At 70.0% G+C, this 19736-nt stretch carries 24 protein-coding genes; 13 read left to right on the top strand and 11 right to left on the bottom strand.

What is annotated here, in order from left to right; translation table 11 throughout:
* Window positions 1-8: 8 nt before the first annotated feature.
* From EGT29_RS27320 to EGT29_RS27265, 12 genes are all read left to right on the top strand, one after another.
* Window positions 9-2507, top strand: a complete 2499-nt coding sequence (locus EGT29_RS27320; RefSeq protein ID WP_124691953.1) for a heavy metal translocating P-type ATPase — start codon at window positions 9-11, stop codon at window positions 2505-2507.
* Window positions 2507-2701 (top strand): cbb3-type cytochrome oxidase assembly protein CcoS, encoded by a 195-nt coding sequence (gene ccoS, locus EGT29_RS27315; RefSeq protein ID WP_124691952.1) that lies wholly within the window; start codon window positions 2507-2509, stop codon window positions 2699-2701. Before EGT29_RS27320 ends, ccoS begins: the two co-directional genes overlap by 1 nt.
* Before the next feature lie 71 nt (window positions 2702-2772).
* On the top strand, window positions 2773-4242 hold the full coding sequence (gene ccoN / locus EGT29_RS27310) for a cytochrome-c oxidase, cbb3-type subunit I (RefSeq protein ID WP_124691951.1): 1470 nt from the start codon (window positions 2773-2775) through the stop codon (window positions 4240-4242).
* Window positions 4243-4255: 13 nt separating this feature from the next.
* Window positions 4256-4891 (top strand): cytochrome-c oxidase, cbb3-type subunit II, encoded by a 636-nt coding sequence (gene ccoO, locus EGT29_RS27305; RefSeq protein WP_124691950.1) that lies wholly within the window; start codon window positions 4256-4258, stop codon window positions 4889-4891.
* Window positions 4892-4896: 5 nt separating this feature from the next.
* Complete coding sequence (locus EGT29_RS27300) at window positions 4897-5073, top strand: CcoQ/FixQ family Cbb3-type cytochrome c oxidase assembly chaperone (RefSeq protein WP_124692541.1); 177 nt, start codon at window positions 4897-4899, stop codon at window positions 5071-5073.
* Window positions 5070-5999: a cytochrome-c oxidase, cbb3-type subunit III gene (gene ccoP, locus EGT29_RS27295; RefSeq protein WP_124691949.1), complete on the top strand. Its 930-nt coding sequence runs from the start codon at window positions 5070-5072 to the stop codon at window positions 5997-5999. The genes EGT29_RS27300 and ccoP overlap by 4 nt, the downstream gene beginning before the upstream one ends.
* Window positions 5996-7429 carry a cytochrome c oxidase accessory protein CcoG gene (gene ccoG / locus EGT29_RS27290; RefSeq protein ID WP_124691948.1) on the top strand — a complete coding sequence of 478 codons (1434 nt, stop codon included), beginning with the start codon at window positions 5996-5998 and terminating at the stop codon, window positions 7427-7429. Before ccoP ends, ccoG begins: the two co-directional genes overlap by 4 nt.
* Window positions 7430-7450: 21 nt before the next feature.
* Complete coding sequence (locus EGT29_RS27285) at window positions 7451-7633, top strand: FixH family protein (protein ID WP_124692540.1); 183 nt, start codon at window positions 7451-7453, stop codon at window positions 7631-7633.
* Window positions 7630-7890, top strand: a complete 261-nt coding sequence (locus tag EGT29_RS27280; RefSeq protein ID WP_124691946.1) for a hypothetical protein — start codon at window positions 7630-7632, stop codon at window positions 7888-7890. Before EGT29_RS27285 ends, EGT29_RS27280 begins: the two co-directional genes overlap by 4 nt.
* Window positions 7891-7915: 25 nt before the next feature.
* On the top strand, window positions 7916-8386 hold the full coding sequence (locus EGT29_RS27275; RefSeq protein ID WP_124691947.1) for a sulfite exporter TauE/SafE family protein: 471 nt from the start codon (window positions 7916-7918) through the stop codon (window positions 8384-8386).
* Window positions 8383-8643, top strand: a complete 261-nt coding sequence (locus tag EGT29_RS27270; protein ID WP_124691946.1) for a hypothetical protein — start codon at window positions 8383-8385, stop codon at window positions 8641-8643. Before EGT29_RS27275 ends, EGT29_RS27270 begins: the two co-directional genes overlap by 4 nt.
* A gap of 25 nt (window positions 8644-8668) precedes the next feature.
* On the top strand, window positions 8669-9469 hold the full coding sequence (locus EGT29_RS27265; protein ID WP_238160230.1) for a sulfite exporter TauE/SafE family protein: 801 nt from the start codon (window positions 8669-8671) through the stop codon (window positions 9467-9469).
* Between the two features lie 20 nt (window positions 9470-9489).
* On the opposite strand, the gene EGT29_RS27260 is transcribed toward EGT29_RS27265, so the two are convergent.
* The 9 genes from EGT29_RS27260 to EGT29_RS27220 all read right to left on the bottom strand — a co-directional run bounded on the left by EGT29_RS27260 (window position 9490) and on the right by EGT29_RS27220 (window position 16681).
* The gene (locus EGT29_RS27260) at window positions 9490-10125 is read right to left on the bottom strand and encodes a flavin reductase family protein (RefSeq protein ID WP_124691945.1); all 636 of its coding nucleotides are present in this window, start codon (window positions 10123-10125) and stop codon (window positions 9490-9492) included.
* A gap of 170 nt (window positions 10126-10295) precedes the next feature.
* Window positions 10296-10946 (bottom strand): flavin reductase family protein, encoded by a 651-nt coding sequence (locus EGT29_RS27255; RefSeq protein WP_124691944.1) that lies wholly within the window; start codon window positions 10944-10946, stop codon window positions 10296-10298.
* A gap of 35 nt (window positions 10947-10981) precedes the next feature.
* A complete protein-coding gene (locus tag EGT29_RS27250) occupies window positions 10982-11692 on the bottom strand; it encodes an ABC transporter ATP-binding protein (RefSeq protein ID WP_124691943.1) in 711 nt (236 codons plus the stop codon).
* Between the two features lie 16 nt (window positions 11693-11708).
* Complete coding sequence (locus tag EGT29_RS27245) at window positions 11709-12476, bottom strand: ABC transporter ATP-binding protein (RefSeq protein ID WP_124691942.1); 768 nt, start codon at window positions 12474-12476, stop codon at window positions 11709-11711.
* Complete coding sequence (locus EGT29_RS27240) at window positions 12469-13419, bottom strand: branched-chain amino acid ABC transporter permease (RefSeq protein WP_124691941.1); 951 nt, start codon at window positions 13417-13419, stop codon at window positions 12469-12471. The genes EGT29_RS27245 and EGT29_RS27240 overlap by 8 nt, the downstream gene beginning before the upstream one ends.
* A gap of 2 nt (window positions 13420-13421) precedes the next feature.
* Window positions 13422-14333, bottom strand: a complete 912-nt coding sequence (locus EGT29_RS27235) for a branched-chain amino acid ABC transporter permease (protein WP_124691940.1) — start codon at window positions 14331-14333, stop codon at window positions 13422-13424.
* Entirely contained in the window at window positions 14330-14908 is a 579-nt protein-coding gene (locus tag EGT29_RS27230; protein WP_124691939.1) for an NADPH-dependent FMN reductase, read from the bottom strand. Before EGT29_RS27230 ends, EGT29_RS27235 begins: the two co-directional genes overlap by 4 nt.
* 21 nt (window positions 14909-14929) lie before the next feature.
* Window positions 14930-16057, bottom strand: a complete 1128-nt coding sequence (locus EGT29_RS27225; protein ID WP_238160228.1) for an ABC transporter substrate-binding protein — start codon at window positions 16055-16057, stop codon at window positions 14930-14932.
* Between the two features lie 108 nt (window positions 16058-16165).
* A complete protein-coding gene (locus EGT29_RS27220; RefSeq protein WP_238160227.1) occupies window positions 16166-16681 on the bottom strand; it encodes a DUF4863 family protein in 516 nt (171 codons plus the stop codon).
* A 149-nt stretch (window positions 16682-16830) separates the two neighbouring features.
* Between EGT29_RS27220 and EGT29_RS27215 the strand changes: the two genes are divergently transcribed.
* Window positions 16831-17844, top strand: a complete 1014-nt coding sequence (locus tag EGT29_RS27215; protein ID WP_124691936.1) for a LysR family transcriptional regulator — start codon at window positions 16831-16833, stop codon at window positions 17842-17844.
* Window positions 17845-17928: 84 nt separating this feature from the next.
* Here the strand turns inward: EGT29_RS27215 and EGT29_RS27210 are convergent, their stop codons facing one another.
* Both EGT29_RS27210 and EGT29_RS27205 read right to left on the bottom strand, forming a co-directional pair.
* The gene (locus tag EGT29_RS27210; protein ID WP_124691935.1) at window positions 17929-18690 is read right to left on the bottom strand and encodes an SDR family NAD(P)-dependent oxidoreductase; all 762 of its coding nucleotides are present in this window, start codon (window positions 18688-18690) and stop codon (window positions 17929-17931) included.
* A gap of 34 nt (window positions 18691-18724) precedes the next feature.
* Window positions 18725-19735, bottom strand: coding sequence for an acetamidase/formamidase family protein (locus EGT29_RS27205; protein ID WP_161568002.1), 1011 nt, complete (start codon window positions 19733-19735; stop codon window positions 18725-18727).
* Window position 19736 lies beyond the last annotated feature (1 nt).

Raw genomic sequence — 19736 nt, 5'->3', positions numbered from 1 at the left:
CGGCCAGAATGCGCAGCGTGAACATGACTTCGCTGCCTTCCGCCTCCCTGGCCGCGCCGGCCCCCGGTGCCTTGGCCGTGGACTGCTATCACTGCGGCCAGCCCGCGGGCGGCGGCTTGCGCGCGTCGGTCGCGGGGGGCCAGCACTGGTTCTGCTGCGCCGGCTGCCTGGCGGTCGCCCAGACCATCCATGGCGCGGGCCTGGAGAGTTTCTACCGTTTCCGCAGCGGCCTGGGCCGGCCGCTGGACGATGCCGACGGGCAGGCGGATCTGCGCGCGGCGTTCGGGCAGTCCGACATCGAATCGCTATACGTGCGCGCCGTGGACGCCGGCACGGCCGAGGCCTGGCTGACGATAGGCGACTTGCGCTGCGCCGCCTGTGTCTGGCTGTGCGAGCAGCACCTGGAGCGCCAGCCCGGGGTGGTGGCGGCGCACGTCAACCATGCCACCGGCCGGGCGCGGGTGCGCTGGAAGACGGCGCAGACCGGCCTGGGCCGTGTCCTGGACGCGTTCGCCGCCATCGGCTATCGAGCCGTGCCCTTCCAGCCCGGGACCGCGAACGACGGCCTGCGCCGCGAGAAGCGCGGCCTGCTGCTGCGCATGGCGGTGGCGCTGCTGTGCATGATGCAGGTCATGATGTATGCGTGGCCGCTCTACCGCCACGAAGCCTCGATCGCGCCCGACCAGTGGCAGCTGCTGCGCTGGGCCAGCCTGGCGCTGACCCTGCCGGTGGTGATGTACAGCGCGTGGCCGCTGATGCGGGGCGCCTGGCGGGGGCTGCGCCATGGCCGGCCGGGCATGGACCTGCCGGTGGTGATCGGCATCCTGGCCGCCTTCGGCGCCAGCGTGGCCGCCACGGTGGCCAACCGGGGCGAGGTCTATTTCGATTCGGTCACCATGTTCGTGGCCCTGCTGCTGGCGGCGCGCTATCTCGAACTGGTGGTGCGCCACGAGGCGCAGGACGGCGGCCGCGCGCTGGCCGCGCAACTGCCCGCCACCTGCGCGCGGCTGCGGGACTATCCGGCCAGCCGCGAGACCGACATCATCGCCCTGCAGCAGGTGCGTCCGGGCGACGTGCTGCGCATCGGCCCGGGCGAGGCCGTGCCGGCCGACGGCCGGGTGCTGGAAGGCGCCACGCAGGTCGACGAGGCCATGCTGACCGGGGAAAGCCGGCCCATCGCCAAGGCGGTGGGCGATGGCCTGGCCGCCGGCAGCCATAACAACGGCAGCCCGGTATGGATGCGGGTCGAGCAGGTCGGCGGCGAAACCCGGCTGGCGCGGATCATCCAGGCCCTGGATCGGGCGCTGGAGGAAAAGCCGCGCATCGCGGTGCTGGCCGACCGCATCGCGGTGGTGTTCGTGCTGGCGCTGATCGCGCTGGCGCTGGCCACCGGCGCGGTGTGGTGGTGGCTCGATCCGTCGCGCGCGCTGCCGGTCATGATCGCGGTGCTGGTGGTCAGCTGTCCGTGCGCGCTGTCGCTGGCGACGCCGGCCGCGCTGGCGGCCGCCACGGCGGCCCTGGCCCGCAAGGGCATATTGGTGGTGAAGGGGCATGCGCTGGAAACGCTGGCGCAGGTCACCGACGTGGTGCTGGACAAGACCGGGACGCTGACGCAGGGCCGGTTCTCGGTGGCGAGCGTGGAGATATTCGGCGCGCTGGGCACGGGGCAGTGCCTGGCCCTGGCTGCGGCCATGGAGGAAGGCAGCACGCACCCGACGGGCCTGGCGCTGATCGCGGCGGCGCGCGAGGCGGGCCTGCCAGTGCCGGACGTCCAGGACGCCCGCCACCTGCCGGGGCAGGGCGTGCAAGCCTGCTTCGCCGGGACCACGATGCGCCTGGGCAGCCCACGTTTCGCGGCGGGGTCGCGCGACCCGGCGCAACTGCCGTCGCTGGCCGATGGCCGGGACGGGGCGGCAGGCGCCGTCGCCACGCAGGTCTGGCTGGCCGGCGATGCCGGTCCGCTCGCGCGCTTCGTGCTGCGGGATGCGCCGCGCGAGGACAGCCACGAGACGGTGCGGGCGCTGCAGGCGATGGGCAAGCGTGTGCACCTGGTGTCGGGTGACGATGCGCGCACGGTCGAAGCCTGGGCCACCGAGTTCGGCATCAGCAGCCATGCGGGCGGCGTCAGCCCCGAGGGCAAGAAGGACTACGTCGCGTCCCTGCAGGCTGGCGGCGCGGTGGTGCTGGCGGTGGGCGACGGCATCAACGATGCCCCGCAGCTCGGTCTGGCCCAGGTGTCCATGGCCGTCGCGGCCGGCACGCCGCTGGCCCGCGCCAGCGCCGACGTCATCCTGAACGGCCACGGCATCCTGGGTGTGGCGCACGCGTTGCGAACCGCGCGCCGCGCGCGCCACGTGATGCGCCAGAACCTGGGCTGGGCCCTGGCCTACAACCTGTCCTTCATTCCGCTGGCCGCCTCGGGCTGGATCATCGCCTGGATGGCGGCGCTGGGCATGTCGCTGTCCTCGCTGCTGGTGGTGGGCAACGCATGGAGGCTGCGCCGCTGATGGAAACGCTCTACCTGCTGGTCCCGCTCAGCCTGATGCTGGTGCTGGCCGTCGTCGTGGTGCTGTGGTGGGCGGTGCAGGACGGCCAGTTCGAGGACATGGACGGCGCCGACTACGCCATCCTGATGGACGACGACACACCTGCCGGTGTGGACGAAACGCCGCGCTCCGAGCGCTCTTCCCGCGAAGCTTGATCTGCGTCAAGGCGCGATCCCCGGCGCCTGCGCATGATAGGAGCGGGAATTCAGAATCAGGGGAAACTGCCATGGGCGACAGCGCAAGCGGCGCGCTTTCCGGCGAAACATTCAACTACAAGATCGTCCGCCAATTCGCCGTCATGACGGTCGTGTGGGGGATCGTGGGCATGGCGGTGGGCGTGCTGCTCGCCGCGCAATTGATCTGGCCGGCGCTGAACTTCGACGTGCCATGGCTAACCTACGGGCGGCTGCGGCCGCTGCACACCAACGCGGTCATCTTCGCGTTCGGCGGCAGCGCGCTGTTCGCCACCTCTTACTACGTGGTGCAGCGTACCTGTCAGGCGCGCCTGTTCTCGGCGCCGCTGGCGGCCTTCACCTTCTGGGGCTGGCAGGCCGTCATCGTCGCGGCGGCGATCACGCTGCCGATGGGCTACACCAGCAGCAAGGAATACGCCGAACTCGAATGGCCCATCGACATCCTCATCACGCTGGTGTGGGTGGCGTACGCCGTGGTGTTCTTCGGCACCATCGTCCAACGCAGGACCCGCCACATCTACGTGGCGAACTGGTTCTTCGGCGCCTACATCCTGACGATCGCGCTGCTGCACATCGTCAACAACCTGGAATGGCCGGCCACGATGTGGAAGTCGTACTCGGCCTACGCCGGCGTGCAGGACGCGATGGTGCAGTGGTGGTACGGCCACAATGCCGTGGGCTTCTTCCTGACCACCAGCTTCCTGGGCATGATGTACTACTTCGTGCCCAAGCAGGCCGAGCGCCCCATCTATTCGTACCGGCTGTCCATCGTCCACTTCTGGGCGCTGAGCTTCACCTACATGTGGGCCGGCCCGCACCACCTGCAATACACGGCGCTGCCGGACTGGGCGCAGTCGCTGGGCATGGTGTTCTCGCTGATCCTGCTGGCGCCGTCGTGGGGCGGCATGCTGAACGGCATCATGACCCTGTCGGGCGCCTGGCACAAATTGCGCACCGATCCCATTCTGAAGTTCCTCGTGGTGGCGCTGTCCTTCTACGGCATGTCCACGTTCGAGGGCTCGATGATGTCCATCAAGACCGTCAACTCGCTGTCGCACTACACGGACTGGACCATCGGCCACGTGCATTCCGGCGCGCTGGGCTGGGTCGCGATGATCACGATCGGCTCGCTTTATTACCTGTTCCCGCGTCTGTTCGGGCAGAAGCAGATGTACAGCACCAAGATGATAGAACTCCATTTCTGGATCGCCACGCTGGGCGTGGTGCTCTATATCGCCGCGATGTGGATCGCCGGCGTCATGCAGGGCCTGATGTGGCGCGCCGTGGAACCCGACGGCACCCTGACCTACACCTTCGTCGAATCGGTCAAGGCCACGTATCCGTTCTACGTCGTGCGCCTGCTGGGCGGGGTGTGCTTCCTGGGCGGCATGCTGCTGATGGCGTGGAACTTCGTCATGACGGCGCGCGGGCGGCAGCCGTTCGACGCGCCGGTGCCGGCGCCGGTTCCGGTATCCGTGGCGGCCCGGCCGCAGCTGGCCTGAGGAGCGCACCGCCATGAAATCGAAGCGCGCTTCCTTCTTCAGCCACGAGACGCTGGAAAAGAACGTGGGCTGGCTGATCCTGGCCACCATCGCGGTGGTCAGCATCGCGGGGCTGGTGCAGATCGTGCCCCTGTTCTTCCAGCACTCCACCACGACTCCCGTCCAGGGCGTGGAGCCCTATACCGCCCTGCGCCTGGCCGGGCGGGACGTCTACATCCGCGAAGGCTGCGTGGGCTGCCATTCGCAGCAGGTGCGCACGCTGGCGGCCGAGGTGCAGCGCTACGGCCGTTACTCCGAGGCCGGCGAAGGCGTGTACGACCGGCCCTTCCTGTGGGGGTCCAAGCGCACCGGGCCCGACCTGGCGCGCGTGGGCGGCCGCTACAGCGACGACTGGCATCGCGTCCACCTGAACAATCCGCGCGACGTCGTGCCCGAGTCCAACATGCCGGCCTATCCGTGGCTGAGCCAGACGCCGGTCGCGAGCGATCAGGTCGAGGCGGGCATGCGCGCGCTGCGCACGCTGGGCGTGCCCTATACCGATGAGCAGATCGCGGGCGCGGCCGCCGAACTGGCTGGCAAGACCGAGGAGGACGCCCTGGTGGCCTACCTCCAGGGTTTGGGCCTGGCGATGAAGAAGCAGGGGCGGTGATGGACATGATCGCTTGGGTGACATCGATCGCGACGGCGCTGGCGCTGTCGACCTTCCTGGCCATCGTGGCGTGGGCGTGGTCGCGCGCCCGGGTCGAGGCCAACCGCGAGTCGGCCATGCTGCCGTTCGCGCTCCCCGATGAAAGCGCCGTCGCGGCGCAAGGCAAGGATGCCGGGCAATGAGCGATTTCACTACCGATTTCTGGGGCTATTACATCGGCGCGATCGCGCTGGCGGGCATCGTCTGGTGCGTCTGGCTGCTGTTCTCGCAGCGGGCCTTTCTGAAATCCTCCAAGGCCGCCACAGGCGGCCAGGTCGACGACACCGGCCACGTCTGGGACGGCGACCTGCGCGAGCTGAACAATCCGCTGCCGCGCTGGTGGATGTGGATGTACCTGCTGTCCTGTGTCTTCGCGCTGGGCTACCTGGTCCTGTATCCCGGGCTGGGCAAGGTCCAGGGCTGGCTGGGCTGGTCCAGCACCGGCGCGCTGGCCGCGCAGCAGGACCGGCTGCGCGAACAGGTCCAGCCGCTGTACGCGCGCTTCGAGGCCATGGAGATTCCGGCCATCGCCGACGACGCGCAGGGTCGGGAGATCGGCCAGCGGCTGTTCCTGAATAACTGCGCCCAGTGCCATGGGTCGGATGCGCGCGGCAGCAAGGGCTTTCCCAACCTGGCCGACGGCGACTGGCTGTACGGTTCTTCGCCCGACATCATCCGCGCTTCGATCGAAAAGGGGCGGCACGGCATCATGCCCCCGTTCGGCGAACAGCTGGACTCGCGCGCGGTGGGCGACGTGACCCAGTACGTGCGCTCGTTGTCGGGCCTGGCCGCCGATCCCATCAAGGCCGCCCGCGGCCGGACCGATTTCCGCGCGAACTGCGCGGCCTGCCACGGCGTCGAGGGCAAGGGCAATCCGCTGCTGGGCGCGCCCAACCTGACCGACAAGGTCTGGCTGTACGGCAGTTCGGCCGCCGTCATCGCCGAGACCATCACCAGGGGCCGCAACAACCAGATGCCGGCGCACGAGGACGTGTTCACGCCGCAGCAGATCCGCTTGCTGGCCGCCTACGTCTGGGGCCTGACACGGCCCGCCGAAGAGGCGAAATGAGCTCCCCGAGCGAGCGCGCCTGCGCGGCCGCCGGCGGCGACGAGGACGGCTCGGAACAGGCACTGTACGAGGTTCGGCGCAAGATCTACCCGCGCTCGGTCAGCGGCATTTTCGCGCGCTGGCGCGTGGCGCTGGTGTTCCTGACGCAGGCCGTGTTCTACGGCCTGCCGTGGCTGACCTGGAACGGCAGGCAGGCCGTGCTGTTCGACCTGGGCGCGCGCAAGTTCTACCTGTTCGGAATGGTGCTGTGGCCGCAGGACATCATCTACCTGACGCTGCTGCTGATCCTGAGCGCGCTGGCGCTGTTCCTGTTCACCGCGGTGGCGGGCCGGCTGTTCTGCGGCTACGCATGTCCGCAGACGGTCTACACCGAGATCTTCATGTGGATCGAGCGCCTGACCGAGGGCGACCGGTTCGCGCGCATCCGGCTCGACGCCGCGCCCTGGTCCTGGCGCAAGCTCGGGCGCAAGGGCGCCAAGCACGCGATGTGGCTGGTGGTGGCGACCTGGACCGGGTTCACCTTCATCGGCTATTTCAGCCCCATCCGCGAACTGGCGGGCCAGGCGTGGCAGGGCGCGCTGGGGCCGTGGCAATGGTTCTGGCTGGTCTTCTACAGCTTCGCCACCTGGGGCAACGCCGGCTTCATGCGCGAGCAGGTCTGCAAATACATGTGCCCCTACGCGCGGTTCCAGAGCGTGATGGTGGACCCCGACACTTACGTCGTCACCTACGACTCGGTGCGGGGCGACCCCCGGGGCAGCCGGTCGCGCAGGATAGCCCCGCGCGAGGCGGGCCTGGGCGATTGCGTGAACTGCAGCATCTGCGTGCAGGTGTGTCCCACCGGCATCGACATCCGCGACGGCCTGCAATACGAGTGCATAGGCTGCGGCGCGTGCATCGACGCCTGCGACCAGGTCATGGACAAGATGCAGTATCCGCGCGGCCTGATCCGCTACGCGTCCGAACGCGCCATCGAGCTGCGGCTGGATGCCAAACAGGCGCGGCGCCGCCTGCTGCGCCCGCGCGTGCTGGTGTACGGCGCGATCTGGCTGGCGCTGGCGGCGGTGTTCGTCGGCCTGCTGGCGGCAAGGCAGCCGCTGCGCGTGGACGTGATACGCGATCGCTCGGTGCTGGCGCGCGAGGTCGAGGGCGGCATGATCGAGAACGTCTACCAGTTGCAGCTCATGAACGCGACCGAGCGCGCCATGCGCGTGCGGCTGGACGTGCAGGGCCTGCCGCAACTGCGCGTGCAGGGGGCCGACGGCGGCACGGACATCGAACTGGCGCCTGCCTCGAACCGCCTGTGGCCGGTGCGGGTGTCGCTGCCCGTGGACGAGGCGCGATCGGGCACGCACCGGATCGAGTTCATCGTGCGCGACGACCGCGACGCGGGCGGGCTGCGCGAGACGTCGAGTTTCATCGTTCCTTGAATGGACAAAGCGAGGTGCGGGATGCAGGAACAGAACGATGCCGGACCCTGGTGGAAGGAACCCTGGCCCTGGCTGTTGATGGCGGGGCCGGCCCTGGCGATGCTGGGCTGCATCGTGACCATCGTGCTGGCGGTCACGCATGACGATCCTCCGGTCGCCGACCCGGTGGTCAAGCGCGGGCTGGTGGTGGAGCGTGCGCCATGAAATGGCGGCGCGTCAGCATGTGGGTGCTGTGGCCGGCCTTCCTGGCCAGCGCCTGCGCCGCGCTGGTCGTCTTCACCCTGCTCGATCCGCGCGGCCTGACCATCGTCGGGCGCCCGGTCGAGATGTCGCGCCAGGCGTTCTATACCGTGGCCTTTTTCCTCTTGTGGGCGATTGCCGGGGTCTCCAGCGCCATCACGCTGTACCTGGCGGGCGGCGGCGCGGGGCCGGACGGCAACGACGCGGACGACCTGCCATGACGCGGGTCGGCCGTGGGGGCGTGGCGTGAGCGGATGGGCCGCCGGCTGGCCGGCGCTGGCCAGCGTGTTCCTGCTCGGCCTGCTGGGCGGGGTGCACTGCGCCGCCATGTGCGGCGGACTGGTGATGGCGGTCGAGCACCGGCATGGCGAACGCCTGGCGGTGCTGCGGCGCGCGGCGCCGTGGCGGCTGGGGTGGGAGGCCCTGGTCATGCATGCCGGACGCATCGCCTCGTATGCGCTGCTGGGCGCGGTGGCGGGCGGACTGGGAGGCAACATCTGGAGCCGGGACTGGCTGCCGCTCCAGCGCGGGGCGCTGGCCTTCGGGGCGGCGCTGCTGTGTGTCCACGGCCTGGCATTGGTGGCGCGCGCGGCCTGGCCCCGAGCGGTGGCGGGCGGCCCGGCGGCCGGCGCCTGGCGGGTCGCCCTGGTGCGCGGCTGGACCGGCACGGCGGCGGCCATCGTCAAGCGCGGGCTGGTGGTGGAGCGTGCGCCATGAAATGGCGGCGCGTCAGCATGTGGGTGCTGTGGCCGGCCTTCCTGGCCAGCGCCTGCGCCGCGCTGGTCGTCTTCACCCTGCTCGATCCGCGCGGCCTGACCATCGTCGGGCGCCCGGTCGAGATGTCGCGCCAGGCGTTCTATACCGTGGCCTTTTTCCTCTTGTGGGCGATTGCCGGGGTCTCCAGCGCCATCACGCTGTACCTGGCGGGCGGCGGCGCGGGGCCGGACGGCAACGACGCGGACGACCTGCCATGACGCGGGTCGGCCGTGGGGGCGTGGCGTGAGCGGATGGGCCGCCGGCTGGCCGGCGCTGGCCAGCGTGTTCCTGCTCGGCCTGCTGGGCGGGGTGCACTGCGCCGCCATGTGCGGCGGACTGGTGATGGCGGTCGAGCACCGGCATGGCGAACGCCTGGCGGTGCTGCGGCGCGCGGCGCCGTGGCGGCTGGGGTGGGAGGCCCTGGTCATGCATGCCGGACGCATCGCCTCGTATGCGCTGCTGGGCGCGGTGGCGGGCGGACTGGGAGGCAACATCTGGAGCCGGGACTGGCTGCCGCTCCAGCGCGGGGCGCTGGCCTTCGGGGCGGCGCTGCTGTGTGTCCACGGCCTGGCATTGGTGGCGCGCGCGGCCTGGCCCCGAGCGGTGGCGGGCGGCCCGGCGGCCGGCGCCTGGCGGGTCGCCCTGGTGCGCGGCTGGACCGGCACGGCGGCGGCCATCGCCCGCTCGCCCGCCGGCCGCTACGTGCGTGCGGGCATCGCCGGCCGGCCGCTGCTGGAACGTTTCCTGACCGGGCTTGCCTGGGGCTGGATGCCCTGCGGCATGTCGCTGGGCGTGCTGGCGGTGGCGCTGGTGGCGGGCAGCGCCGCGGCCGGCGCCCTGACGATGGCGGCCTTCGGCCTGGGCACGCTGCCCAACCTGGTCGCGCTGTCCGGCGCCGCCGGCTGGCTGCGCCGCCGCGCGCGGCGGCCGGCCTGGCGCATCGCCGGCGGCGCGGTGGTCGCCGCGTTCGGCGCGGTGGGGCTGGTACGCGCGGCCACGCTGCCGTCGGCGCTGCTGGAACAGGGGTTCTGCATCGTCTGGTAGCGCGGGGGGGCGCGCCGCCGTCATTCCCGCGGCTGCCCCGTGGCCGGCATGTAGGTCGGCACCGGTATGCGGCGCCGCTCGCCCGTCAGGCAGTAGTTCGGCCCGCCCAGCCGGCCCACCGGGGCGAAGCGCCCGACGTCGACGCGCAGCGCCTGTTCGTCCAGCAGGTCGTCGCGGAAGTTCATCGCCAGGATCTCGCCGAAGACGATGGCCCGCTGCGTCGAGATGTCCAGGATACGGAACAGCCGGCATTCCCACGAGATCGGCGCTTCGACGATGCGCGGCACCCGCACGGTGGCGCAGGGCGCCAGCGAGAAGCCCACCGCCTCGGCCTCCGAGACGTGCGCGGGAAAATCGCTGCCGCACTGCACCGCCTGGTCGACGATGGCCTCGTCCACCATGTTCACCACGAACTCCTCGTGCTCGCGGATGTTGCGCAGCGTGTCCTTGGCCTCGCCCGGCCGGTGGCTTTCCTGTCCGTAGGCGACCACGGCGATGGCGAACAGCGGCGGATCCTCGCCCATGTAGTTGAACGCGCTGAACGGCGCGGCATTGCACAGGCCGTCCGCATCCAGGCTGGTGACGAGTGCGATGGGCCGGGGCCCGACGCTGCCGGTGATCAGCCAGTAGCGCTGCATCTCGCTCAGCCCGGCCATAGATACGGCTGGCTGCGCCGCCGCGCGCGGCGGCCGGCCTGGCGCATCGCCGGCGGCGCGGTGGTCGCCGCGTTCGGCGCGGTGGGGCTGGTACGCGCGGCCACGCTGCCGTCGGCGCTGCTGGAACAGGGGTTCTGCATCGTCTGGTAGCGCGGGGGGGCGCGCCGCCGTCATTCCCGCGGCTGCCCCGTGGCCGGCATGTAGGTCGGCACCGGTATGCGGCGCCGCTCGCCCGTCAGGCAGTAGTTCGGCCCGCCCAGCCGGCCCACCGGGGCGAAGCGCCCGACGTCGACGCGCAGCGCCTGTTCGTCCAGCAGGTCGTCGCGGAAGTTCATCGCCAGGATCTCGCCGAAGACGATGGCCCGCTGCGTCGAGATGTCCAGGATACGGAACAGCCGGCATTCCCACGAGATCGGCGCTTCGACGATGCGCGGCACCCGCACGGTGGCGCAGGGCGCCAGCGAGAAGCCCACCGCCTCGGCCTCCGAGACGTGCGCGGGAAAATCGCTGCCGCACTGCACCGCCTGGTCGACGATGGCCTCGTCCACCATGTTCACCACGAACTCCTCGTGCTCGCGGATGTTGCGCAGCGTGTCCTTGGCCTCGCCCGGCCGGTGGCTTTCCTGTCCGTAGGCGACCACGGCGATGGCGAACAGCGGCGGATCCTCGCCCATGTAGTTGAACGCGCTGAACGGCGCGGCATTGCACAGGCCGTCCGCATCCAGGCTGGTGACGAGTGCGATGGGCCGGGGCCCGACGCTGCCGGTGATCAGCCAGTAGCGCTGCATCTCGCTCAGCCCGGCCATAGATACGTGTTTCATGCGATTGCTCCAGATGCCATGCGCGAAGCGCGGGGTCAGAGACCCACGTAGCGTTGCCAGATGGCCGGGTCGGCGCCGAGCTCTCCCGAACTGCCCTCCCACGCCACGCGTCCGCGTTCGATGATAGTGTGCCGGTCGGCGATGCCGATCAGGCGCTCGACGTATTTGTCGATCACCAGCAGCGTCTGCCCTGCGCGCCGCAGCGCGGCCAGGCAGTCCCAGATCTCCTGCCGGATCAGCGGCGCCAGGCCCTCGGTGGCCTCGTCCAGGATCAGCAGGTGCGGGTTGGTCATCAAGGCGCGGCCGATGGCCAGCATCTGCTGCTCGCCGCCCGACAACTGGTTGCCCATGTTCCGCTCGCGCTCGCGCAGGCGCGGGAACAGGGCGTAGATCCGGTCCAGCGTCCAGGGCTCGGCCTGGCGGCTGCGGTTGGCGGCGAAGGCCGTCAGGTTCTCGCGTACGCTCAGGTTGGGGAATATCTGCCGGCCCTCCGGGACGACCGCGATGCCCAGGCGGCCGATGCGGTGCGGCGACAGGCGGTCGATGCGCTGGCCGAGAAAGCGCACCTCGCCGCCGCGCGATGGCGTCAGGCCCAGCAGCGTCCGTACCGTGGTGGTCTTGCCCATGCCGTTGCGGCCCAGCAGGGTGCGCATCGCGCCCACGCCGATGTCCAGCGACACGTCGAACAGGACCTGGCTGCTGCCATAGGCGGCCTGCAGTCCTTTCACTTCCAATACCGGTTCCATGGGGCGTCTCCTCTTTTCATGCCGCTCGTACGGTGGCCTCGTCGCCCAGGTAGGCCCGGCACACGTCGGCGTTGCCGCGGATCGCTTCCGGCGAGCCGGTGGCGATCACCCGTCCATAGACCAGGACAGAAAGGCGATCGGCCAGGCGGAACACGGCATGCATGTCGTGCTCGACCAGCAGCATGGTGACCTCGCCGCGCAGGCCCAGCAGCAGTTCCACCATCGCCTCGGATTCCTCGGGTCCCATCCCGGCCATGGGCTCGTCCAGCAGCAGCAGGCTGGGGGACGTGGCCAGCGCCAGGGCTACCTCCAGCTTGCGCTGCTCGCCGTGGGACAGGCTGTGGGTCAATGCGTCCGCGCGGGCGGCCAGGCCGACCCGCTCGAGCGCGTGCCGGGCCTGCGCATACACGTCGGCCTCGCGCCGCACCGGCCGCCAGCAGCCGGCGGCGCCGCCGGTGCGCGCCTGCACCGCCATCGCCACGTTGTCCAGGACACTGAATGCCTTGAACACGCTGGTGATCTGGTACGAGCGCGCCAGCCCCAGGCGCACGCGCCGGTGCATGGGGAGCCGGGTGATGTCGGCGCCATCCATCGAGATCCGGCCCCCGTCCGGCCGCAGCGCGCCCGATATCTGGTGGATCAGCGTGGTCTTGCCCGCGCCGTTGGGACCGATCAGGGCATGCATTTCGCCGGTCCTGACCTCGAAGCTGGCCTGGTCGGTGGCGGTCAGTCCTCCGAACCGCTTGACCAGTCCCGCCACGCGCAGCTTGTAGGAATCAGCCATGGCGCCACCTCGCGGGCAGGCTGAGCGCGCCGTTGCGGGCGTACAGCACCGCGGCCAGCAGCAGGATGCCCAGCGGCAGCTGCCAGTACAGCGTCAGCCCCGACAGGTATTCCTCGGCCACCAGCAGCAGCGCGGCGCCCACGACGCCGCCGTACAAGTAGCCCACCCCGCCCAGGATGACCATGATCATCAGCGAGCCCGACTGGGTCCAGTACATCAGGCCGGGGCTGACCATCCCGGCCTGGTTCGCGACCAGCGCGCCCGCCAGCCCGGCCGCGCCGCCGGCGATGACGAAGGCCGCGAGCTTGATGCGGAACACCGGATAGCCGATGGCCTCCATGCGCGTCTCGTTCTCGCGGATGGCCTGCAAGGCGCGGCCGAAGCGGGCGTTGACCAGGCGCTGCATCAGCCACATGGCCCCGGCCAGGATGGCCAGCACGACGTAGTAGAAGGTCAGGTCGGACGAGGCGTCCAGGCCGAAGGGCAGGGCCGAACGCGCCGCCAGCGGCATGCCGTCGTCGCCGCCGTAGGCGTTCAGCGAAACGAACACGTAATACAGCATCTGCGCGAAGGCCAGGGTGATCATGATGAAGTACACCCCGCGCGTGCGCAGGCTGACCACGCCGATCAGCCAGGCCGCCAGCGCGGCCACCGCCGTTGCCGCGGGCCAGGCGATCCAGGCCGCGTCCACCCCGGCATCCATCAGGATGGCCACCGTGTAGGCGCCTATGCCCAGGAAAGCCGCGTGGCCGAAACAGACCATGCCGCCGAAGCCCATGACGAGGTTCAGGCTGGACGCCGCCAGCGCGAAGATCATGATGCGCGCGGCCAGGTCGACGTAGAAGCCCTGGCCCAGCCAGTCGGCGCCCAGCGGAAAGGCCAAGGCCAGCGCCAGCAGGACGGCGCCGGTCCGGCGGCCCAGGATTTGGTCCAGTGGTGCCATGGTTACCCCCGTGCAGGAAACAGGCCCTGCGGCTTCCAGAACAGCACGGCCGCCATCAGGACATAGATCAGGATCGAGGCCAGCGTCGGCCCCAGGTTCGAGGCGACCGAGGGCGAGAACACCGTGCCCAGCGCGCCGGGCACCAGCGTGCGGCCGACGGTATCGACCATGCCCACCATGAGCGAGCCGGCCAGCGCGCCGCGGATCGAGCCGATGCCGCCGATCACGACCACCACGAAGGCCAGGATCAGGATGCTCTCGCCCATGCCTACCTGGACCGACAGCAGCGGCCCCAGCAATGCGCCGGCCACGGCGCACAGCAGCGCGCCCAGGCCGAACACCAGCGTGAACAGGCGCTTGATGTCCACGCCCATGACCGTCGCCATCTCGCGGTTGGACGCGCCCGCCCGCACCCACATGCCGACGCGCGTGCGCGCCACCACCAGGTACAGCAGCAGGGCCACCGCCAGGCCCACGCCTATCACCAGCAGGCGATAGGACGGGTACTGGATGCCGGCCAGGTCGACCGGGCCCGAGAACAGTTCGGGCAGCGCCAGCCGGCGCGGCTGCGGGCCCCAGATCATGCGCACCACCTCGTTGCCGATCAGGATCAGCGCGAACGTCGCCAGCACCTGGGACAAGTGGTCGCGCTGGTACAGCGTGCGCAGCACGGTCGTCTCCAGCAGCATGCCGAGGGCCGCCGTGGCCAGCAGCGCCACCAGCATCGCCAGCAGGAACGATCCAGTGGGTTCCACCAGCGCGGCGGTCAGGTAGGCGCCGAACATGTACAGCGAACCATGGGCCAGGTTGATCATGTCCATGATGCCGAACACCAGCGTCAGGCCGGCGGCCAGCAGGGACAGCATCAGGCCGAACTGGACGCCGTTCAGCGCGGACTCGATGACCGTGCTCATGAGACGCCTCGTCCCGCCTTCGCGGCCAGCGCCGCCCCCAGTTGCCGGGCGAGCTGGCGCGAGGTTTCGTTCAGCAGGTTGCCGCCGGCGTCGAAGGCATGCTGGGCCTGCGGCAGCAGCACTTCGTCGGGCAGGACGATCGCGCCCATCTTGTTGAAGATGGCGCGCGCGTGGGTCACGGCGCGGATGCCGCCGAAGGGGCTCATCGAGGCCGCCAGCAGCGCGACCATCTTGCCCCGGTAGGGCAGCAGCCCGTCCTCGCCGTTGATCGGGCGCGAACACCAGTCCAGCGCGTTCTTGAGCAGGGCGGTAATCGATCCGTTGTACTCGGGCGTGGCGACCAGCAGGGCGTCGTGCTCGGCGATCAGGCCGCGCAAGGCCATCGCGTTGTCGGGCACGCCCGACTGCATTTCGTCGTCGCCGTCGTAGATCGGCATGGGATAGTCGCGCAGGTCGACCTGCGTGACCTCGGCGCCGGCCGCGCGGGCGCCGTCGGCGGCCACCGCCAGCAGCAGCTTGTTCAGCGACGCGCCGCGCGAGCTGCCGGCGAAGGCGAGTATCTTGGGAGTTGCCATGGTGGAATCCTCGTGATCCGGTCAGGGGTTCTTCATCTTGCAGGCGCCGGCATAGCTGTCGGTGTGCGCCGTCATGATCTTGCCGACCGTCTTGTTGGTGACGCGGCCCGACTCGTTTTTCTGCACCTCGCGCAGATAGAAGTCGTTGATCGGGAACTGGTTGGTGTTGAACTTGAAGGCGCCCCGCACGGACTCGAAGCGGGCCGCGGCGATGGCGTCATGCAGCGCGCGCTTGTCCTCGATCTTCCCCTTCACGTCGGCCACCGCGCGGTCCAGCAGCCGCACCACGTCGTAGCCCTGGAACGCGTACATCGACGGCAGCCGGCCGTAGCGCTGCTGGAAGCGCGCGACGAAGTTGCGGTTGGCGGCATTGTCCAGGTCCCATGCCCAGTGCGACGAGTTCTGCAGGCCGACCATCGCCTCGCCCAGCGCCTGGATGGTGTCCTCGTCGGCGGAATAGCCCGGCACGAAGTACGGCACTTCGCTCGCCAGTCCCGCTGCGCGGAACTGCTTGATGAAGTTGATGCCCATGCCGCCGGGCAGGAAGAAGAACAGCGCGTCGGGCTTCTGGGCGCGGATCCTGGCGATCTCGGACGCGAAGTCCAGTTCGCCCAGCTTGACGTAGATCTCGTCGGCCACGCTGCCCTTGAAGGTGCGCTTGAAGCCTTCCAGGTTCTCCTTGCCGCCCGTGTAGTTGGGCGCCATGATGACGACGCGCTTGTAGCCCTTGTCGCTCATGTGGCGGCCCATGGCCTCGCTCTGGCCATCGTTCTGCCAGGCCAGCCCGAAGAAGTACGGGTTGCACTGCGCGCCGGCCAGCGAGGCGGGGCCCGCCGCGGCGCTGATGTAGAACGTCCTGGCCGCGAAGGTGGGCGCGCCCACCGCCATCATCACGTTCGAATACACCACGCCGGTCATGAAGTCGACCTTGTCGCGCTTGATGAACTTGTCGGCCAGCTGCTTGCCGATGCCGGGGTTGGCCTGGTCGTCGCCTTCCACCACCTCGACGGGCAGGCCGCCCATCCGGTTGCCGGTTTCATCCAGGCCGAGCCGGAACCCGTCCCGGATTTCCGTCCCCAGCGCCGCCAGCGGTCCCGACAGCGTGCTGATGAAACCTATCTTCACCTTGTCCGCGGCGTTGGCGGACATTCCCAATAGCATTGCGAGCGGCAATGCGAGCCATTTGACGTGCATGATGGATACCCCTGGATGTGGAACGTTGAGATGGGAACCGGGGTGCTGCAAGCAAGGCGCCGTTCAGGGCGCCGAAGGCGGGTTCCTGTATTCGATCTGGCCGTCGGGCAGGAAGAACAGCATGGTGACCATGCCGCCCGTCACGGTCGGGAAGTGCGAGCTGTCGGGGGGAAATACCTTCCAGCCCGCGCCGGCGCCGCAGAAGCGGCCGGTTTCGTCCACGGGGCCGATCATGTTGATCTCGCCCAGCGGGTGCCGGTGGTAGTGGCCCGGCACGTCGCGCAGGCAGCCGCTTTCCACCGTGAATCCATCCGTGTCGGGCGAGGCATGCGCGATCCGGCCCCGCCGGTAGTCCGGGCCGTCTATCTCCGCATAGCAGGACCAGCCCTCGTCCATGCCGCGGCGCAGCAACGCCAGCAGGCGGGCATAGCCTTCGGTGTGCGCGCCGTAGCGCTCGTTCAATGCGGCTTCCAGTTCGGGGCCGAGGGGACGGCCGCCGATGAAGTCCAGCAGTTCCCTGACCGCCTGCATCATCTCGGCCTTGCTGGGGCCGGTGGGCAATTCCGATTGCGTGTTCATCGCTGCTACCTGTACGTGTGAGTCCACCTGCATGTCGAGCGAATGCTAGGCACTATCGTCCCCTGGCACTAGGAGCGCCGGCCGTATAATCGTTCGTAGAAAAAGTATGGAAGCGCGGCCCGCCGCCGGCGTATCCTGGGAAGCTCGCCATGGATCTGATTTCCTCGCTCCTCGCTTTCCTGCGTGTCGCGGAAACCGGCTCGTTCTCGGTGGTCGCCAACGAACGCGGCGTCACCCAGCCCGCCGTTTCCCGGCAGGTGCGCGCGCTGGAGGAACACGTCGGCATGCGGCTGGTCCAGCGCAGCACGACCGGCGTGGCCCTGACCGAGGAAGGCCGCAACCTGCTGCCCGCGGCCCGCAGCCTGGTCGAGGCCGCCGAAAGCCTGAGCGTCTCCGCCAGCCCGGACCAGGCCCGGCCCACCGGCAAGGTCCGGCTCAGCCTGCCGGCACCGCTGGCCCTGCACATCTGCAATCACGCGCGCGGCCTGCTCGACAGCCATCCCGGCCTGAGCCTGGACATGGTGGTGCGCGACAGCACCAGCAACCTGATCGAGGACGGCCTGGACCTGGAAGTGCGCCTGGGGCCCATCGACGACAGTTCGCTGATCTCGCGCCGGGTGGGCATGACCTCGGCCTTCCTGGTGGCCGCGCCGTCCTACCTGGCCGGCCGGCCCGCGCCCCGGTCTCCGCAGGACTTGCGCCACCACGAGTGCGTGGTCTACAGCCGCTGGGGCAAGGACGACACCTGGTGGTTCGAGGCAGCCGAGGGGCAGTTTTCGGTGAACGTGCCGTGCCGGCTGCGGGCCAACAATGCGTCGGCCGTGCACCAGGCCGTGCTGGGCGGCAACGGCATCGCCATCCTGTCGCACCTGATGGTGGCGGACGACCTGCACGCGGGGCGGCTGGTCTCGCTGCTGCCTGACTTCCCGCCGGCGCGCCTGCCGCTCTACATCGTCTATCCGTCGCGCCGCAACCTGCCGCTGCGCACGCGCGTCGTCATCGAGTTCATCGCCGATCTGCTCAAGGCCGATCCGGCCATGCGCGACAGGACGCCATGGCCGGGCCCGTCCGGCGGCCTGTCGCCAACGGGGAACGGGCAGGGCGCCGTGGGCGCGGCCCTGGCATCGGTGGATGCGGCCGGCCAGGGCGCCGACCGCCGTTAGGGCCTGTGCGAGCCTCCTTTTAGCGGGAGCAGACCCCCAGGCTTCAGGCCCGCGTATCCACCAGCGAGCCGGCCAGGCTGTTGATCAGACGTGCATGCCGCCGTCGGCCATGAAGACGCTGCCGGTGGAAAAGCTGCCCTGCGACGAAGCCAGGAATAGCACCGTCTGCGCGATTTCCTCGACGCGTGCGTGGCGGCCCAGCGGAATGGCTTCGTCCAGCATCCGGGTGGCGTCCCGTCCTAGTACCTCGCCCAGCCGACGCTCGATGTCCGCCTGGAAGTCGTTGGCGATAGGGCCGGGAGCGACGACGTTGACGCGTATGCCGCGGCCGGCGGCTTCCTTGGCGGCCACCCGCATCAGGCCGATCAGCGCGTGCTTGGAGGTGGCGTAGGCGCACACGCCGGGATCGGCCGTCACGCCCATGACGCTGGAAACGATGACGATGCTGCCGCCGTCGGCCATGCGGGGCAGGGCATGCTTGCAGGCCAGGAAGGTACCCTTGACGTTGACCGCCATGACGGCGTCGAACACGTCGTCGGGATAGTCGGCGATGGGCTGGATGGCGCCGTTGATGCCGGCATTGCAGACCAGCACGTCCAGCCGCTCCCAGCGCCGCAGCGCGTCGTCGACGTAGGCGCGGGCCTGTCCGGGATCGGTGACGTCGGCGGCGAAGGTCGCCACCCGGTCGCCGTGGCTGGCCGCGCGGGCGCGGGCGGCGTCCAGCGCGTCGGCATGCCGGTCCACCAGCAGGACGCGCGCGCCCTGTTCCAGCATGGCGAGCGCGCTGTGCAGCCCGAGGCTGCCCGCACCGCCGGTGACGATGCAGACCTGATCTTTCATGTTCATGAGTCGTGTCCTGGAAAGAGTGGGAAAGCCCCGTTCAGGGCGGCGGGCCCCACCGGCGGTCCGCCGCGCGTGGGCAGGCGGCCAGCAGCCGCTTGGGAATGCGGCCGTGGACGCCCTTGACGCCGTCGACCAGCTGGGTGATCTCGAAATCCACGGCCAGGCTGGCCAGCGCGTAGGCGTCGGCCTCGGACAAATCGCCGAAGTGCCGCAACACGGCCACCGCCTGCGAGACGGCCAGCTCGGCGGCGGCATCCAGGTCTTCGTCCAGGCCCATGGCGATGTAGTGCTCGTCGGTCTCGGCCATGGGCCAGCGCAGGCTGCGGGCCTTGTGCAGCGTGAAGCGGAATACGCCGGTCATCGAGGTCTCGAGTCCGGTCAGGTTCACCTCGCCGTGGCCCTGCGCCGCGTGCCCGTCGCCGACGAAGAAGTCCGCGCCCGCCACCTGCACCGGCAGGTACAGCACCGCTCCCGGCCGCAGGTCCTTCAGGTCCAGATTGCCGCCGAAGGGGCCGGGCGGGATCGAGGACACCTTGCGGGTGGGCGCCACGCCCATGGTGCCCATGAACGGCGCCAGCGGGATGGCGATGCGTTCGTCGAAGCGGGCCACGCCGCCCGCCAGGTCATGGCGCATCAGCTTGAGCCGCGGTTCCTTCAGCAATCCCGGCAGCGCGCCCGCGCCGGGGCGGGCGAAGTTGACGCCGTATGCCGGCTCGCGCGGCGCCACCGCCAGGATCTCCACCGCCAGCACGTCGCCCGGCTCGGCGCCTTCCACGCTGACCGGGCCGGTCAGGATGTGCGGGCCGATGTCCTTGGGCACGGTGCGCATGATCTCCAGCATTTCGGTCACCGGTCCTTCCAGGGGCAGGCCGTGATGCCCGAAGAAGGCCAGCGCCTCGTCGGGTGGCAGCGGCACGCCCACGGCGTTCACCGTGTCGATGCGTACCGTATCGCCCGGACGTATGCGCAGCGCGGGCGGCACGTCCGGCCCCAGGAAACCCCACACCACCGTGCCGGGGCCGCAGCGCAGGACGTGGTCCGCCCTCATG

Origin of the sequence: Pigmentiphaga sp. H8, from assembly GCF_003854895.1 — a bacterium.
GTDB lineage: Bacteria > Pseudomonadota > Gammaproteobacteria > Burkholderiales > Burkholderiaceae_B > Pigmentiphaga.
This window is presented reverse-complemented; position numbering and strand designations above follow the sequence as displayed.

Bases quoted from the DNA above. Each gene is read 5' to 3' on its own strand.
- EGT29_RS27220 (WP_238160227.1), bottom strand. From the start codon at position 16,681: ATGAACACGCAATCGGAATTGCCCACCGGCCCCAGCAAGGCCGAGATG.
- ccoP (WP_124691949.1), top strand. From the start codon at position 5,070: ATGAGCGATTTCACTACCGATTTCTGGGGCTATTACATCGGCGCGATC.
- EGT29_RS27260 (WP_124691945.1), bottom strand. From the start codon at position 10,125: ATGGCCGGGCTGAGCGAGATGCAGCGCTACTGGCTGATCACCGGCAGC.
- EGT29_RS27320 (WP_124691953.1), top strand. From the start codon at position 9: ATGCGCAGCGTGAACATGACTTCGCTGCCTTCCGCCTCCCTGGCCGCG.
- EGT29_RS27230 (WP_124691939.1), bottom strand. From the start codon at position 14,908: ATGGCAACTCCCAAGATACTCGCCTTCGCCGGCAGCTCGCGCGGCGCG.
- ccoO (WP_124691950.1), top strand. From the start codon at position 4,256: ATGAAATCGAAGCGCGCTTCCTTCTTCAGCCACGAGACGCTGGAAAAG.
- EGT29_RS27215 (WP_124691936.1), top strand. From the start codon at position 16,831: ATGGATCTGATTTCCTCGCTCCTCGCTTTCCTGCGTGTCGCGGAAACC.
- EGT29_RS27245 (WP_124691942.1), bottom strand. From the start codon at position 12,476: ATGGCTGATTCCTACAAGCTGCGCGTGGCGGGACTGGTCAAGCGGTTC.
- EGT29_RS27235 (WP_124691940.1), bottom strand. From the start codon at position 14,333: ATGAGCACGGTCATCGAGTCCGCGCTGAACGGCGTCCAGTTCGGCCTG.
- EGT29_RS27225 (WP_238160228.1), bottom strand. From the start codon at position 16,057: ATGTCCGCCAACGCCGCGGACAAGGTGAAGATAGGTTTCATCAGCACG.
- EGT29_RS27255 (WP_124691944.1), bottom strand. From the start codon at position 10,946: ATGAAACACGTATCTATGGCCGGGCTGAGCGAGATGCAGCGCTACTGG.
- EGT29_RS27250 (WP_124691943.1), bottom strand. From the start codon at position 11,692: ATGGAACCGGTATTGGAAGTGAAAGGACTGCAGGCCGCCTATGGCAGC.
- EGT29_RS27240 (WP_124691941.1), bottom strand. From the start codon at position 13,419: ATGGCACCACTGGACCAAATCCTGGGCCGCCGGACCGGCGCCGTCCTG.
- EGT29_RS27270 (WP_124691946.1), top strand. From the start codon at position 8,383: ATGAAATGGCGGCGCGTCAGCATGTGGGTGCTGTGGCCGGCCTTCCTG.
- ccoN (WP_124691951.1), top strand. From the start codon at position 2,773: ATGGGCGACAGCGCAAGCGGCGCGCTTTCCGGCGAAACATTCAACTAC.
- ccoS (WP_124691952.1), top strand. From the start codon at position 2,507: ATGGAAACGCTCTACCTGCTGGTCCCGCTCAGCCTGATGCTGGTGCTG.
- EGT29_RS27205 (WP_161568002.1), bottom strand. From the start codon at position 19,735: ATGAGGGCGGACCACGTCCTGCGCTGCGGCCCCGGCACGGTGGTGTGG.
- EGT29_RS27280 (WP_124691946.1), top strand. From the start codon at position 7,630: ATGAAATGGCGGCGCGTCAGCATGTGGGTGCTGTGGCCGGCCTTCCTG.
- EGT29_RS27210 (WP_124691935.1), bottom strand. From the start codon at position 18,690: ATGAACATGAAAGATCAGGTCTGCATCGTCACCGGCGGTGCGGGCAGC.
- EGT29_RS27300 (WP_124692541.1), top strand. From the start codon at position 4,897: ATGATCGCTTGGGTGACATCGATCGCGACGGCGCTGGCGCTGTCGACC.
- ccoG (WP_124691948.1), top strand. From the start codon at position 5,996: ATGAGCTCCCCGAGCGAGCGCGCCTGCGCGGCCGCCGGCGGCGACGAG.
- EGT29_RS27285 (WP_124692540.1), top strand. From the start codon at position 7,451: ATGCAGGAACAGAACGATGCCGGACCCTGGTGGAAGGAACCCTGGCCC.